General features: G+C 72.1%; 10 protein-coding genes. 4 read left to right on the plus strand and 6 right to left on the minus strand.

Annotated elements, in window-relative coordinates:
• Positions 1 to 75 precede the first annotated feature (75 nt).
• A complete protein-coding gene (locus tag WMF45_RS10140; RefSeq protein WP_437716711.1) occupies positions 76 to 486 on the minus strand; it encodes a putative metal-binding motif-containing protein in 411 nt (136 codons plus the stop codon).
• Between the two features lie 238 nt (positions 487 to 724).
• Here WMF45_RS10140 and WMF45_RS10145 point away from each other — a divergent pair, with 238 nt between their 5' ends.
• Both WMF45_RS10145 and WMF45_RS10150 read left to right on the plus strand, forming a co-directional pair.
• Positions 725 to 1966, plus strand: coding sequence for a radical SAM protein (locus WMF45_RS10145; RefSeq protein WP_437716712.1), 1242 nt, complete (start codon positions 725 to 727; stop codon positions 1964 to 1966).
• An 18-nt stretch (positions 1967 to 1984) separates the two neighbouring features.
• Entirely contained in the window at positions 1985 to 2806 is an 822-nt protein-coding gene (locus tag WMF45_RS10150; RefSeq protein ID WP_437716713.1) for a metallophosphoesterase, read from the plus strand.
• Between the two features lie 47 nt (positions 2807 to 2853).
• Here the strand turns inward: WMF45_RS10150 and WMF45_RS10155 are convergent, their stop codons facing one another.
• Positions 2854 to 3645: a hypothetical protein gene (locus tag WMF45_RS10155; RefSeq protein ID WP_437716714.1), complete on the minus strand. Its 792-nt coding sequence runs from the start codon at positions 3643 to 3645 to the stop codon at positions 2854 to 2856.
• 616 nt (positions 3646 to 4261) lie between these two features.
• Here WMF45_RS10155 and WMF45_RS10160 point away from each other — a divergent pair.
• Together WMF45_RS10160 and WMF45_RS10165 are read left to right on the plus strand one after the other, a co-directional pair.
• Positions 4262 to 5587 (plus strand): glycoside hydrolase family 30 protein, encoded by a 1326-nt coding sequence (locus WMF45_RS10160; RefSeq protein WP_437716715.1) that lies wholly within the window; start codon positions 4262 to 4264, stop codon positions 5585 to 5587.
• A gap of 161 nt (positions 5588 to 5748) precedes the next feature.
• Positions 5749 to 9108: a hypothetical protein gene (locus WMF45_RS10165; protein WP_437716716.1), complete on the plus strand. Its 3360-nt coding sequence runs from the start codon at positions 5749 to 5751 to the stop codon at positions 9106 to 9108.
• A 34-nt stretch (positions 9109 to 9142) separates the two neighbouring features.
• On the opposite strand, the gene WMF45_RS10170 is transcribed toward WMF45_RS10165, so the two are convergent.
• From WMF45_RS10170 to WMF45_RS10185, 4 genes are all read right to left on the minus strand, one after another.
• On the minus strand, positions 9143 to 10045 hold the full coding sequence (locus WMF45_RS10170) for a sterol desaturase family protein (RefSeq protein ID WP_437716717.1): 903 nt from the start codon (positions 10043 to 10045) through the stop codon (positions 9143 to 9145).
• 39 nt (positions 10046 to 10084) lie between these two features.
• Positions 10085 to 11179: a 2Fe-2S iron-sulfur cluster-binding protein gene (locus WMF45_RS10175; protein ID WP_437716718.1), complete on the minus strand. Its 1095-nt coding sequence runs from the start codon at positions 11177 to 11179 to the stop codon at positions 10085 to 10087.
• A gap of 154 nt (positions 11180 to 11333) precedes the next feature.
• Positions 11334 to 12254, minus strand: a complete 921-nt coding sequence (locus WMF45_RS10180) for a LysR family transcriptional regulator (RefSeq protein ID WP_437716719.1) — start codon at positions 12252 to 12254, stop codon at positions 11334 to 11336.
• 93 nt (positions 12255 to 12347) lie between these two features.
• Complete coding sequence (locus WMF45_RS10185) at positions 12348 to 15365, minus strand: carboxypeptidase regulatory-like domain-containing protein (RefSeq protein WP_437716720.1); 3018 nt, start codon at positions 15363 to 15365, stop codon at positions 12348 to 12350.
• Positions 15366 to 15389: the final 24 nt, after the last annotated feature.

A 15389-nucleotide genomic window follows, 5' to 3' on the forward strand; every position in this document is an offset into this window, starting at 1 on the left:
ATCCCATCAATCTCCCCGCCTCCCCGTCTCCCTGTTCAATTTCTCGTTAAAATGCCAACAAGGTGAGGGGATTTGTCAGGAGGCACCGCCAGCGCCGCCTCCCGCGCCGCCGGTGCCGAGCGGGGTGTCGTCGCCGCTGCAGTCCTGATCGATGCTGTCACCTGCCACGTCCGTCGCGCCGGGGTGGATGTCCGGATTGCCGTCGTCGCAGTCCTCCTCGGGCCCGTAGCCCTCGCATGTCGCCTGGTAGCCGTCGCCGTCGCTGTCGGTCGCGGGCTCGTCACACGGGGGCATGCCGTAGCAGGCCATCAGCGTGACAGCCATCATGCCGCCCGACGCCGCCGCGAGCAGCCGGCCCGCAATCCCGTGGCGCGCCTGCGCGCAGCTGGCGCGCTCGGCCGTGGGCATCGCGCCGCAATGCGGGCAGGCGGACGCGCCGGGAGGCAGGAAACCATCGCAGCAAGGACAAGCGCCGAGGGTGAGCATGAGGATCTCCGCCTTTGGGCCATGGGGCCGAGCCCTGGCGCGCCTCGGAAGGCCGAGCCAGGGAGGTCAAACCGTCCCATTCTATGGCAAGGCGCCTCCGCGACGCGCAAGGAAAATGAAGGGGAAATTGCGCAGCGGCCCGGCGTGCGCGTGCGCAGGTCGCCATCATCCATCCCCCGCGCGTCGAAAGGGCGCCGGAGAGCAGGAGCCGGCGGCGGAGTTCGCGGTAGGCTCCGGCATGGCGCTGCGCCGTCTCGATGTGGTCCCCGGCGAGTATTTCCCGGCGTACGTCGTCTGGGAGCTGACGCTCCGCTGCGATCAGCCCTGCCGGCACTGCGGATCCAGGGCAGGGGCCGCGCGGCCCTCGGAGCTCGGCACCGAGGAGGCGCTGGGCGTTGTGCGGCAGCTCGCGGCGATGGGCGCGCGCGAGGTGGTGCTCATCGGCGGCGAGGCCTACCTGCACGACGGCTTTCTGGAGATCATCGCGGCGCTCAAGGCCGCGGGCGTGCGGCCGACCATGACGACCGGAGGTCGGGGGATCACGGCGGAAATCTCGGCGCAGATGAAGGAGGCCGGCCTGCACAGCGTCTCGGTCAGCGTCGATGGGCTGGAGCGCGCCCACGACCTCATCCGCAAGGCCCCGGGCAGCCACCGGAGCGCGCTCTCGGCGCTCGGGCACCTCCGGGGCGCGGGGCTGCTGACCGCGGCCAACACCAACCTCAACCGGGTGAACCAGGGCGACCTCGAGGCGCTGTACGACCTGCTCCGGGAGCAGGGGATCAAGGCGTGGCAGGTGCAGATCACCGCGGCGCTCGGCCGCGCGGCCGACCGGCCGGCGATGCTGCTCCAGCCCTACGATCTGCTCGACGTGCTCCCGCGCATCGCCGAGCTGAAGCGGCGGGCCTTCCGGGACGGGATCTCGGTGATGCCCGGCAATAACCTGGGCTACTTCGGCCCGGAGGAGGCGCTCCTGCGCTCGCTGCGCGAGCGCGGCCGCGACCACTTTCGCGGCTGTCAGGCCGGGAAGCTGGTGCTGGGGATCGAGTCCGACGGCGCGGTGAAGGGCTGCCCGTCGCTCCAGAGCGACGCCTACGTGGGCGGCGACCTGCGCGGGCGCGCGCTCCAGGAGATCTGGGACGAGGCGCCGCGGCTCGCGTTCGCGCGGGCGCGCACGGCCGACGATCTCTGGGGCTTCTGCCGGAGCTGCGCTTTCGCGGAGGTGTGCATGGGCGGGTGCACCTTCACGGCGCACGCGCTCTTCGGGCGGCCCGGGAACAACCCGTACTGCCACTTCCGCGCGCGCACGCTGGCCGCGCAGGGCAAGCGCGAGCGCCTCGTGCCCGCCGCGCCGGCCGCGGGGAGGCCGTTCGACAACGGGCTGTTCGAGCTCGTGCTGGAGGATCTCGACGGCCCCGATCCCGGGCTCGATTCCCCGGAGCGGCTGGTCCAGCTCACGCGCAAGCCGCGGCCCTCCAGCTGAGTTTGCTAAGGTTCCGACATGGTCCGACCGGTCACCCGCCGAGCCTTCCTCCACGCCAGCTGCTGCGCCGCAGGGATCGCCGCCTTCGATGGGATCGCCATCGAACCTTCCTGGCTCGATGTCGCCGAGCACGATGTCCCCATCCCGCGGCTCCCGGCCGCGCTCCAGGGGTTTCGGATCGCTCACCTCTCCGACATCCACCTGCGGGCGCTGGGCGGCGTCCACGAGAAGGCCATCGAGGCCATCCGCGGGCTGGCGCCTGATCTCGTCGTGCTGACCGGCGACGCGATCGAGGGCGAGGGCGCGCTCGGCGCGCTGGAGGAGCTCTGCCGCAGCCTCGCCGCGCCGGGGCGTGAGGTCCTCGCCACCGTCGGCAACTGGGAACACTGGGGGCACGTCCCCTTGCAGAGGCTGAGCGAGGTGTACGCGCGCGCCGGAGCCAGGCTCCTCGGGAACGAGTCGGTGCTGCTGAAGCGCGGCGTCTCCATCGTCGCGACGGACGATTTCTGCAGCGGGAACCACGACCTGCGAGCCGCGCTCGCGAACGTGCCGTCCGCTCCGGTGCGGCTCTTTCTCACGCACGCGCCCGGCGTCTTCGAGACGCTCCCTCCCGGCGCGCCGCGCTTCGATCTGGGCCTCGCGGGGCATACACATGGAGGGCAGATCCGAGCGCTCGGAACGCCGGTGTGGGTTCCGCCTGGATCGGGCCGATTTCGCTCGGGCATGTACGACACGGCCCATGGCAGGGTGTACGTGAGCCGCGGTGTCGGTACAAGCGTCCTTCCTGTGCGGTTCACATGTCGGCCGGAGCTCCCCGTGTTCCGGCTGATCGCCGGGTGACGTCCTGCCCGACGACGGATGGCCGGGGGTGAACCGCCCGGAGGCCGTCAGTCGCGCTTCGGCTCTGCGGAGAGCGCGTCGAGGCGGCACGCGACCGACAGAGAGAGCCCCACCTCCAGCAGCGAGATGGGCCGCTGCTCGATGGCCCCCGGCGGCGCGCAGTCCACCAGCAGGAGCGGCGCCGACGCCGCCTGCGCCGCCTCCGCGAACGATCGCGCCCTCCGGAGCCATTGCTCGGTCAGCTGAGCGCGGTGCCCCTCCGGCTCCTTCACCTCGGCCCGAGGCTGCCCGAACGTCGCCCCGCGCCGCCCGTCCTTCGCCGCCTGCACCGCGGCGCTCACCTCGCGCCTGACCTGCGCCACGGCTGCGGCCAGCCGGCTCCTCGCCCAGAAGTCGAGCTCCGGGGCGAGGCGCACCTCGATCACGCCGTCGACAGCGGCCGCTACGGCGTCGCCCTCGCTCTCCGCCTTCTCGGTGAAGATTGTGGTGAACGACGCGCCCAGCATCCTCACCGTGGATGCGCCGCCGGTCGCCTCCTTGAACTGCTGCTCCAGGTTCTGTACCGCGGCCTGCGCCGCGGTGAGGGCGCGCTGCGGATCGGCGTCGGTCTCCTGGAGCGCGAAGCCAAGGACGAGCACGTCGGGGCGGACGACCAGATCGGCCTGGACCGAAGCCCGACTGGGCAACGCGGGCGCGGACGGCATGCTGGACATGCTCGTCGACGTGGAGCCCAGGCTCGTCGCGTAGGAGGGGGAGAGGGCCGCGCCGGGCGCCGCCCCGGATGCGCCCCCGCAGCCGGCCAGGAGGGCGAGGGCGAGGGCGAAAACCGCGGTTCGCATCGGGGGCCGACGCTAACACGCGCATCGAAACCCAGCAATCGTACGGCCGGATTGGATCCGCTGTGCACGATCTGGGAGGCGTGCCGCCGTGCCATCCGCGACGTCGACGCGGACCCTCGGCACGGGCGGCGTGACGCGAGCGCACGGCGCGTGCGTGCGCCGGGTCATCCACGTGGAGCTTGCCGCCTTTTATTCCACCCGCCCGATCACCGTGGGGCCTTCTGGGCATATAGGACGGCCACTTTCTGACGCCTGCTGCAGGCACCGCCAAGGGGTTGTACCCCTGGGATGGAGGATTTTTGTGATGAACAGGGCACGCGCTTCGACCGTCAGCATATTGCTCGCGTTTCTCCTGGTGGGTTGTGGTTCTTCGAGCAGCCCGGAAGAACCCGAGAGCTCGGGCGGCCCGGGTGCGGGTGCGGGTAGTAGTGGGAGCGGGAGCGGAGACGCGAGCAGCAGCGGAGACGCGAGCGGGAGCGGGAGCGGCAGCGGGACGACAGGCAGCGGCGCGGGGACGGGCGGTTCGGACGGTGCGGGCGGCGATCCGGGCGGAGACGGCGGCGGCGGCTCGTCTTCCGGTACCGGCGGCGGTGAGCCCGACGTTGTCGAGCCCACGTTGATCACCTCGGGCGCGAACGAGTACTGGAAGATCGGGACGCCGACGGAAGTGACGAGCGGCAATGCCGACGTGACCGTCGACGACGCGGCAACGCAGCAGCGATGGGATGGCTTCGGCGGCTCGTTCAACGAGATGGGATGGAACATGCTCTCGATGCTCAGCGAGGCTGAGCGGCAGCGAGCCATCAAGCTCCTCTTCGACAAGAACGAGGGCGCAGGGTTCGCCTACGGGCGCATCCCCATGGGGGCCAGCGACTATGCGATGGACCGCTATAGCCTCAACGAGAAGAAAGATGATTTCACGATGGAGAGCTTCTCCATCGCGCGGGACAAGGAGAAGTTGATCCCGTACATCAAGGCGGCGCTCGCCGTGAGGCCCGGCCTCCACCTCTGGGCCAGCCCCTGGACACCCCCCACCTGGATGAAGAGCAACGGCGCCTTCGATGGTGGCAAGATGAAGGACGACGCGAACACCCTGAAGGCGCATGCCCTCTACTTCGCGAAGTTCGTTGAGGCGTACGCCGCGGAGGGCATGACCATCGAGGCGGTCCACCCCCAGAACGAGCCGACCTACGAGACGAGGTATCCGAGCTGCGCGTGGACGGGGCAGCTCATGGCGAAGTTCATCGGCACCCACCTGGGGCCGCTGTTCGAAGAGCGCGGGATCAAGGCGCAGATCTTCCTCGGTACGATGTCCAACGACGCGGCGGACCCGGGGATCCTCAGCGCCGTGACCGGCGATGCCACCGCGATGAAGTACGTCAAGGGCTTCGGGCTGCAGTGGAACATGCGGGGCAGCGTGAACGGCCTGAGAACGCGGAATATGCCGATCGTGCAAACGGAGCACCAGTGCGGCAACTACAACTGGAACCCTCCGGGCGTGCCGACGTTCAACCCGAACACGGCAGCGAACGATCACGCCTACGGGCAGGAGAGCTGGGGGCTCATCCGCGACTGGATCAAGGCGGGGGTGAACTCGTACAACGCCTGGAACATGGTGCTGGACCCGGTGGGGAAGAACATCGACTCGCAGCGGCCATGGCCCCAGAACGCGCTCCTCAACGTGAAAGCCGACACGAAAGAGCTGGTGCTGACGCCTGCCTACTACGTCTTCCGCCACGTCTCGCAGTACGTCGATCCTGGAGCGATGCGCGTCAACACGACCGGCGGCGACGCGCTGGCGTTCAAGAACCCTGACGGCAGCATCGTCACGGTCATCTACAACTCGGGCAGCTCCGCGAAGACGACCACCCTCGGCGTGGCCGGCAAGAAGCTCCAGTTCCGCGTTCCTGCCGGCGGCTGGGCCACCGTCAACTGGAAGTGAGACGCGCGCGCGCGACCCGACCCGGGTTGAACCATCGCGGCCCGAACCTGTCGACAGCCGCCCGGGAGAGATGAAACTCAAACCGGAGGGTGTCGACGCACCGGAGCGCCGCCGCGCTCGGCCTTGCGAGCATCCCATCGCGAGGCGCTATCATCGCGCCCATGGACGCCGCTTCCTTCCTCGCCGACGTCGAGCCGCTGGCCCATTACGACCGTGTCCGCCGCGTGGTGGAGCTGGGCCGCGCCGCCGCGCGCGGCGATGCGGGCGCAAGCGCTCTCCTCGACGCGCTCTGGCGCAGCGCTCAGCCCTACGAGCGCCTCCTCGCGCTCATGAGCGTCTACGGCTCGGGCGACGGCGCGCGCGTCGTCGCGGCCATCTCCGACCCGTCCCGCACCGTGCGGCGGCGCGCGGGCCGCATGGTCGCCCGCTTCTGCGACGACGCGCAGGCGCTCACGGCGCTCGGCGCCCTCCTCGAGCGGCGCACCCTCCGGCGCACCGTCGCCCAGCTCGCGCGGCGGAAGCGCCAGGCCGCCGTGGACGCCTTCCTCGGCGCGCGCATGCAGGCAGGGCGCGACCCCCTGATCGTGGATCTGCTCCCGTTCGGCTCCGAGGCGCTCGTGTCGGCGCACCGGCGCGCCATCGACGAGGCGGGCGGCCCGAGCTGCCTCGATCGGCTCGGCGTGAGGCACCCCGCGGCCGCGGCGCGCTGGTTCGGGGAGGCGATCGCCCGCTCCCAGTCCCTCGACGCTCGCCTGCGCTACCGCCTCGCGCCGCTGCTCGTCCCGCTCGCCCGGCGCGCGCCCGACGCGGCGCTCCCGCTGATCCAGGCCCTCTTCGAGCGCGGCGAGGAGCCCTCGTTCCTCGCCGGCTCCCTGCAGCTCCTGGCCCGATCGCGCCCGGCCGCCACGTTCGACCTCCTCAAGGCGCGCCACGAGAGCGGGCGACCCGCGCGGCCGCCCGGCGCCTTCGGGGTGGTGCGCTTCGACAAGGGCGCGCCCGCGCTCGGCGCCGAGCGCCTCGATTACCTCATCCGCCACGCCTGGGGCGCGCTGAGCGACGGCAAGCGGGGCGTGCGGTGGTTCCTGCGGCTCGGCCCCGACGACCAGCAGGCGGTCCTGCGGGCCTTCCTGCTCGGAGGGGCCGGGGGCTACGGCGCCTTCCTGTTCCGCTACGTGAAGGCCGAGTCGGCCAAGGAGCAAGCGCTCCGGGAGCGGGCCTTCGTGCGCTGGTCCTGCGCGGCGCAGGCCACCGACGGCACGATCGCGCCCGAGGTGCTCGACGCGCTGCCCCGCGACCTGCGCGAGCGCGAGGCGAGGCGGCACCTCTCGAGCTGCCCCTCGCTCGTCTCGAAGCCGGACCGGCGGATGAGCTACGCGCGCCTCCTGTCCTTCGCCGAGGCCAAGGAGGTGCTCGCGCCGCTCCTCGGGCACCCGGAGGGCGACGAGCGGGCGAAGGCGCAGGCGCTGCTCCTCGCGAGCGTCCTGCACGACCGGGGCGCGCTCGCGGACGCCCTCGCGAACGTGCGCGCCCGCAAGTTCGAGCAGGATCCGGTGCGGCGGGCGATGATCGGCGCCCTCGCCGCGCTGCCCATCGGCCGGTTCGCGCAGGAGCACCTGGAGGCCGCGGGCGCCGTGGCGCAGGACGCGCTCGACGCCGCCGACCTGTCCCACGCCACGGCCTCGGCCGTGGAGCGGCTCGTGGTCCGCCTGTTCCGCATCGACGGGGCGTGGGGGGCGCGCTGGCTCACGAAGCTCCTCGCGGTGCGCGGCTCGGTCTCGACGGCGGGCCTCGGGGAGGGGCTCACCCGCGCGGAGGCCGAGCGGCTCAGCCCGGCGCTCGCGCAGCTCGCGGGCGCCTGGTGCACCGGCGAGCGGGCAGGGGCGGTGCTCTCGCTCGCGCAGAGCCTCGGCATCCGCCTCGCGGTGGTCACGCCGCTGCTCGAGGCGCTCGAGCGGCTGTCCCGCGAGCTCCCGTTCGTCGGCGTCGCGGCGGGCGCGCTCGGCCTCCTGCGCGCCCACGACAGGCCGCGGTTCGCGCGGCTCGTGCCCGCGCTGCTGCGCGAGGACAGGAGCTTCGTGCTGATCGGCGCCGTCGCCCGGCACGTGAGCCAGAGGCGCCAGGATCTCCTGGACCCCCTGCTGGACCGGACGCAGCCCATGACCGGCAGGTTCGCGACGGGCAAGACGCGCTGGGTGCTCGATTTCGGCGGGGGCCACGGTCGCTGGACGGCGAGGCAGCAGGAACTGTACGCCGCCGGCCTCCGCGCGCTGCTCGGCGACGAGACCTGCGACGTCCCCACGCTGCGGTTCGCGATCTCCGCGCTGGTCCGGCTCGTGTACGTCGACGCGTCGGCGATCACCCCGTTCGCCTCGGATCCGAGGCCGCCCCTGCGCGAGATGGCCATCCGGGGCCTGCCGTGGCTCGACGCCGGCCAGGGCGTCCCCGTCCTGATCGAGTGCCTGGGCGACGATCGCGCGCGCTGGGCGATCTACGCGCTCCGGAAGGCGTTCGCGGAGATGTCCCGGGAGCGGGTGCTCGCCGAGCTCCGGGCGGTGCCGACCACGAAGGTGACCGTGGCCAAGGAGGTCGTGCGCCTGCTCGGCGAGCTGGGCGGCAACGACGCCTACCGCGACCTGCTCCGGCTGGACGCCCCGAAGACCCACCGCGACGTGCGGATCGCGCTGCTCCGGGCGCTCTGGGACCACCTGGACAAGCCCGAGACCTGGGACGTCTTCGACCGCGCCGCGCGGGATCCCGACTGGATCGTGGCCTCGAAGCTCGCGGACATCCCGCTCGGCAGGCTGTCGACCGAGGCCGAGCGGCGCGTTGTGGACCTGCTCGCCGCGATCCTCGGACGGGCGGAGCCGGAGGCGCGGCTCGACCTGCTGCGGCGCGCCGCGCACCTGCCGCTCCGGGACGAGGCGCGAGCGCTCTTCCGACGGCTGCTCGAGCACATGGCCGCGCCCGCGCCCGAGGAGGCGGCGGAGGCGCTGTCCGCGGCGCTCGCCAGGATGCAGCACGGGGAGGTCGCGATCGTCGTCCAGCGGCTCGCGGAGCTCTCGCCGAGGCGCCGGCACCTCGTGGCGTTCCTGCCCGCGCTCTCGGCGCGGCTCGGCTCGTACGCCGCGAAGCACCACGTCGCCGTCGGGGAGGGGCTGCTCGCCGCGCTCAAGGCGGACGCCCTGGCCGTGCCCCAGTACCTGGGGCTCGCGGCGCGCCTCCTTCCCTGGAAGGCGCTCGGACAGGCGCTCGCGGAGCTCGGCCGGCGGGACCTCCTGCACCACGACGCGATGGTCGCGGCGATGTCCGCGGTGCACGGCTGCGTCCACCCGTTGCAGCTCGAGCAGGAGCTCCGGGCGAGCCCCGATCCGCGGCTGCGCCGGCTCGCGCTGGAGGCGCTCCTGCAGGCAGCGTCGCCGAAGAACGGCTGGACCGCGGAGCGGCGTGAGCTGCTGGAGCGCTACCGGAAGGACCCGTCCCCCGCCGTGGCGGGGCCGGCGTCGTTCGTCATGCCGCCGTGAGGCGGAGGGCGGCGGGCGAGCCGTCTGGCACGCCTCACCTCACGACGACAGCGCGGCCATCGGCGGTGTAAATCACCGCCTCTGCCCCGGCGACGTCGGCCTCCAGTGACGTCTGTTCGATCGGCCGGCGACGAGCCGCCCTCTCGTGCTTCGTCGAGCGCACGAACGGCCAGAAGAGCTGCTCGGCCCAGGGCTCGACCGGCGCGCTCTCGGGGAGCCCGAAGCCCTCCTGGCGCGCGTGCGGGATCATGAGCGTGCCATGGATCCAATCGAAGCAAATGAGGGCGGCGCCATAGTTCTTCGTGGCATTGCCGAAGCGGCCGACCCCGTGGTGCACATGGTGCGTGTCGGGCAGCGAGACGATGCGCTCGAGGACCCGCATGGCAGGGCGCGTGAAGCGGCTCTGCTGGAGGCGCAGGTCCCAGCGGAGATCGCTGTGCTCCGCCAGCGCGATCATCGTCCTGATGGCCAATCCTACGACATAGGTGCCAGGGTGGCCGAGCCAGACGACGAGCGGGGCCATCCACGTGCCCGGTACCAGGACATACCATAGCCAGTTTTCGCGGTACGTGACCGCGATGTTCATGTTGCGCGGCACGTGGTGCGGCTTGTGGATCCACCAGAGCCAGGGCCACTCATGGCTCTTGCGGTGTACCCAGTAGATCCCGTACTCATCGAGGAGCACGTAGATAGGGAATACCAGCCAGGTGCTCACGTGGGCGAGCGCGCCCTCGGAGCCGGGCCAGAGCGCCCCGAGCGCCCAGGTCACGGCGACGAAGGACGCGCCGCGGATCACGAGGTAGGCGCCGACGGACACGAGGCTCGCGCCGAGCTCCCGCATGGTGAGCACGCCTGTGCGCCGATACAGGCCGAGCGCGAGCTCGAGGGCGGCAAAGAGCGCGAGGAAGACGAGGATGAACACCGTGCCGTGGAGCATGAGGGCTCTCCTTTCGAGTTTCGAGCGTCGTGGCCTGGCTCAGGCCACCGCGGCGGCGGCGCGAGCCACCGAGCCGCGGTCCAGGAATCTGTCGTGATGCAAGTGCTTCGGCGGGATCTCGCCGCGCAGCACGTCGAGCACGGCGTCGATCATCCCGGGCGGCCCGCACACGTAGGCCGCGCAATCGGCGTGGCCCGCGGCGACCTCACGGAGGTGGTCGGTGACGTGCCCCTTCCGCCCTGTCCAGCCCGAGCCTTCGGGCTCGTGCGAGAGCACGGGCATGAAGTCGAATCGACCTCGCCATCGCTCCTTGAGCGAGGCGATGGCGTCGAGCGCATAGAGATCCTGCCGGGCGCGCGCGCCGACGACCAGCGTCACGTCGCGGGCGAGCCCATCCGAGAGCCCCTGCTCCAGGATCGCCTTGATCGGAGAGAGCCCGGTGCCTCCTGCCACGCAGAGGAGCGGCCGATCGGCCTCGTGATAGCGGAATCTGCCGTGGGGCCCCGAGAAGCACAGGCGCGCGCCCGTGCGATCGGCCCCGAAGAGCCACTCGGTGAAGGCGCCGCCCGGCACGTGGCGGATATGAAAGAGCGCCCTGCGCGGCGAGGCCCGATCCGGCGCCTGGGCGAACGAGTAACAGCGCGGCTCGCCGAGCCCCGGGGCGCCGGGGACCGTGAGCTGCGCATACTGCCCGGCCACGTAGCGGACGTCCGCGGCGAGGTCGACCTCGAGCGCGACGACGCCGGGCGCGAGCCGCGTCACGCGCGCGACGCTCGCGTCGATCTGCGCCGGCGCTCGATCCGTCGAGCGCCCGCGGCCCACCCCCGGGACCTCGATCGCCACCTCCTCCGACACGGCGAGGCTCTGGCAGGCGAGGACGAAGCCGGCAGAGATCTCCTCGGGCGCGACGTGGCGCGAGATATCGCTCTTGAGGCGGATATGCCCCTTGATGAGGCGGCACTTGCAGGTGCCGCACTCGCCCACGCGGCACATGTGTGGAAACGGGATGTTCCCGCGCACGGCTGCGCTGAGCAGCGTTTCTCCGGCCTCGATACGGACCGCGCGATCGCTGCCCAGGAGTTGGAGGGTCCCGGCTCGAACGCTCGTCCGGCCGCCGAATGAGATGGCTTTCACGATGTCATGGCTCCCTGTTGCACGTGGCTTCATGGAGGCGGCCACCGAAAAGCCCAATCAGGAAATGGTATGAGGCAGATTGCCGGCGTGAATATTCCTCCGAATCCACGGCTGCCCGCCTCTTTCCCGGCCGAGCCCGCCCGCGTGGGACGCGTCACACGCGGCTGCAGAGCTCGATGAGGGATCGCCGGAGCCACTCGTGGGCCGGGTCGCCGTCCTGACAGGCATGCCACATCATGAACAGCGGGATCGGCTGGATGGGGAACGGACAGCTCACGATCCGCACGGGGAAGTGCTGCTCGAAGAGCCGCGCCAGGGGGAGCGGCACCGTGCAGACGAGGTTCGACTGCGAGACGATGAACGGCATCGAGAGATAGCGGGGGACCTGCACCCGCACGCGCCGCGCTCGCCCAACGACGGCCTGAATCTGCTCTGCCAGGTTGGTCTGGCCCTCGCGCGGCTCGATGATCACGTGCTCGAGCGCCATGTACTCGTCGAGCGTCAGCGAGGGTCCCACGGTCGGATGATCCTGGCGCACCAGAGTGACGAACTCGAGGTCGAGCACGCGCGCTCGCCGGAACTCCTCGCCCGGGATGGCGATGTGATCCAGGACGAGCTCGACCTTGCCGAGCCGCATTTCATTTTGCAGCGAGGCTCCGGGCTCGCGACAGAGATCGAGCCGGACGCGGGCGCCGAGCTGCTCGAGCCACTGCAGAAAGCGGGGCAAGAGGAGGGCCTCTCCGAGGTCGGTGATCCCCAGCCTGAAGGTGTGGCTCGCCGTGCAATCGAAGGCGCCTGTGTGAGCGAGCGAGGCATGGATCATGTCGAGCGCCCTGCGGATCGGGCCGGCGAGCGCGAGGGCGCGCGGCGTCGGGGCCATCTCCTTGCCGCGGCGCACGATGAGATCGTCGTTGAACAGGAGGCGCAGCCGGTTCAGCGCGCTGCTCACGGCCGGCTGGGTCATGCCGAGGCGCTCGGCCGCCCGCGTCACGTTGCGCTCGGTGAGCACGGCGTCCAGCACGGTGAGCAGGTTCAGGTCCACGGCGCGCAGGCGAGGCAGCGGCGGTGCGTTCATGTGGGAAGGGTAGCGCTGCCCTGACACCCGCCGCCGAGCGCGCGGGCGGCGAGCTCTTCCACGCGCCTGCCGTCACGAGATGGCGGCCGGCGCCTACGGTGGCGAGGGCGCGGCCTCGATGCCGCCCTGCCCGACGCCGGGGGGCGGCGGCATCGCCGCGGCCACGAGGGTCACGCGCGCCCCGCGCGACAGCCCGAGGGTCACCCGGGTCCCCGCGGGCACGCGGATCAGGGACCCGACAAGATACCCCAGCTTGCCTGTGACATCGTGGCCGTCCACCGAGACGATCACGTCCCCGACCTGCAGGCCCGCCGCCGCGGCCGGACCGTCGCGGCGCACCTCGACCACCTTGTGCGGCCGCATGGCCACATCCATCGGCGACCGGGGCGGCTCGACCGCGAACCCGAGATCGCCGGGAGGCTCGTCGTGCTTCACCCGGCGCTTCGCCATGAGCAACCGCCCGACGTCGGTCTCCGTGCCCGGCTGCACATCGACCGGGATCATCGCCGCGTCGAACGCCGAGCTCATCGGATCCGCGGGCATGAGCATGAGCACGAGGGGGCCTCCGGGCACGCGGTAGAGGTGAAAATGACCCGCTCCGTCGGTGATCTCGTGCTGCTGCACCGGCGAGGGCGCCATTCCGCCGGCGCGCGGGTACGCGTGCACGGTCACCCCGGCCATGGGCGCGCCGTCCTCCAGGGACACCACCTGACCCCGGAGTGCGACGCGCCCGGCGAGCGTGAGCACCACCCCGCTCCGCTGCTCTCCCTGCGCGAGCGTCACCTCGCCCGTGGCAGTCCCCTCCGGGGCGTCGGCAGAGAGCTCGTACTTGCCCGCCGGCAGATCGCTCATCGTCCAGGCCCCGTCCGTGAACGAGAAGGACTCGCTCCGGAAGAACGGCGCTTCGCGGTCCATGACGCGGATCGTGAACTGATCGGGCGGCGCGCCGCCGGGGCTGGAGACGGCGCCGGAGACGGTGCCTGTCTCCTGGATCGTGAGCGTCACGGCGCCGCCGATCGTGACGTGCTCGACGGCGGCGCGGCCCCCTCCGCGGCGCTGCGCCTGGACCGTGTACGTGCCCCGGCCCAGGTTCCCGATCACGAACTCCCCGTCGGGATCGGTGAGCACCGGCGCGTAGGGCCCCATGCTCTCCATCGGCGGGGGCGGAGGGGCCGGTGCGCCCGGCTCGCCCGCGCCCTCGGGCTCCCGCTGGACATTGACGAACGCGTCCGCCACCGGCCTGCTGCTCCCGTCGACGACGCGCCCGTGGATCTCGCCGTTCTGGCGCTCCACGACCAGGCTCACGCGCGCGGCCGCCCCTGCCTTCACGGTCACCGCCACCCCGAGGTCACCGCCGTCGGCCTGACCTGGCGCCCTCATGGGCATACCCCCCTGCATGGCCCAGATCCGGTATGCGCCCGGCGCGACCCCCTTGAACACGAAGGTCCCGTCCGCGAGGGACATTCTGGGAGCCGGAGGGCCGCTCCACCCGGGCCGCGGCGCGCTCAGCATGACGTCCGCGCCTGCAACGGGGCGGCGGTCCTCGTCGGTCACCGTGCCCTCGACGCTGCCGCCGCTATCCATCACGAGGGTGATCTCGGGAGCGCGCTCATCGACGAGCTCGACCTCGACCGGTTCGGGCGGAATGTGATCGTCCGAGCGCGCCATGACCCTGTGCTTGCCCGGGAGGAGCCCCCGGAGCACGAAGCGGCCGTCGTCATCGCTCTGCCCGACGGAGCCGGGCTGCATTGCCCCCATGTCGGTCGGGCTCGCGTGGACCATGGCGCGCACGGGCTTGTCCTCGCGGTCCACCACCCGGCCGCGGAGCGACAGCCCGGCGCGGACGGTCCACACGAGTCCCTCGACGTCCGCCTCGCCGACCTCCACGGCGGGGTAGGTCGGCTCCGACGCGTGATCCTGGCAGAACACCATCACCTGGTACGAGCCGGGCAGCACGCCCTCGAAGCGCGCCGAACCGTCGGCCCCGAGGACCGTCGGGAGCCAGCCGCTCCCTTCGTGAAACAGGGTGACCGAGCCGCTCGTGCAGGGCCCGCCCCCGGGCGCGACCTCCACGCGGCCGGCCACGCTGCTGGCGGGGTGCATCTCGATCACCACCTCGCTCGAGGTCTGACCGATCCCGAGCACCACGCTCGCGCGGGCCTGGCCATAGCCGCCCGCGGCGCGCGCCGTGGGCTTGTACCGCCCGGGCGCCAGGCCCGGGATGCGGAAGCGCCCCTCCGCGTCGCTCGACGCGGGTTTCACCTCCCCGGGGCCCCACCTCTGATCCATCCCGGGACGGACCGTCGCGCCGGCGATCGGCGCGCCCGACCCCGCCTCGACGACCCGCCCCTCGATCACCGAGCCGGGCGTCATCAAGATCTCGAGCGGCGGCCCCGGCGCCATGCCGTGCTGCGACCCCTCGGCGTACCCGTCGGCGGTGGCGCGCGCCAGGCAGTAGCCCTCCTCGGTCCACGCGGAGAACGAGCCTTCCGCGTCGGAGCGGGCCACCGCGGCGCCCTGGTGCGACCCAAGGAAGCCATGAATCATGACGAGCGCCCCGGCGATGGGCCCGCCGCTGACGTCCTTGACGTGGCCCCGGACCTCGACGCCGCCGCGGACGAGCGTCAGATCGACGCCGGCGCGCGCCTCTCCCTGGCGGAGATCGAGCCAGCCGGCGCGGTCCGGGGCAGGGGAGGTGTAGCTCGCCGGGCGGTGACCCGGCGCCGAGGCGAAGATCGTCCAGCGCGCGGGGGAGAGATCCGCGATCTGGTAGCGGCCGTCCTCTCCTGCGGGCGCGCACGTCGGCTCGCCCAGATCGAACGGCGTCAGTCCGCTCGCTCCGCCGCTCGCGCTGGCGCACACAAGCGCTCCGGCGACGGGCGAGCCGGCCGCACTGGCGACCCGCCCCGCGATGCTCCCGAGCTGCGGGGGCGGCGCGTCCCTCGCGCGGAGGCGCCGCGCTCCCCGCGTCGAAGCGGCGCTCGCCGGAGGTGCGGGGCCGTCCGCCGGCGCCTCTCCGGCGCGGAGCCACACCAAGAAGCCCAGGATCCCCGCCGCCGCCACCCCGAGGACGACAAGGGCAAGCCGCCGTTTCGCTTCCGCGCTCTTCATGACCTGACCGCCTCTCCTTCGTGC

It is taken from the genome of Sorangium sp. So ce448, assembly GCF_051520915.1.
GTDB classification, from domain to species: domain Bacteria; phylum Myxococcota_A; class Polyangia; order Polyangiales; family Polyangiaceae; genus Sorangium; species Sorangium cellulosum_B.

Coding starts and splice junctions, on each gene's coding strand:
- WMF45_RS10140 (WP_437716711.1), bottom strand. CDS start 486: ATGCTCACCCTCGGCGCTTGTCCTTGCTGCGATGGTTTCCTGCCTCCC.
- WMF45_RS10145 (WP_437716712.1), top strand. CDS start 725: ATGGCGCTGCGCCGTCTCGATGTGGTCCCCGGCGAGTATTTCCCGGCG.
- WMF45_RS10150 (WP_437716713.1), top strand. CDS start 1,985: ATGGTCCGACCGGTCACCCGCCGAGCCTTCCTCCACGCCAGCTGCTGC.
- WMF45_RS10155 (WP_437716714.1), bottom strand. CDS start 3,645: ATGCGAACCGCGGTTTTCGCCCTCGCCCTCGCCCTCCTGGCCGGCTGC.
- WMF45_RS10165 (WP_437716716.1), top strand. CDS start 5,749: ATGGACGCCGCTTCCTTCCTCGCCGACGTCGAGCCGCTGGCCCATTAC.
- WMF45_RS10170 (WP_437716717.1), bottom strand. CDS start 10,045: ATGCTCCACGGCACGGTGTTCATCCTCGTCTTCCTCGCGCTCTTTGCC.
- WMF45_RS10180 (WP_437716719.1), bottom strand. CDS start 12,254: ATGAACGCACCGCCGCTGCCTCGCCTGCGCGCCGTGGACCTGAACCTG.
- WMF45_RS10185 (WP_437716720.1), bottom strand. CDS start 15,365: ATGAAGAGCGCGGAAGCGAAACGGCGGCTTGCCCTTGTCGTCCTCGGG.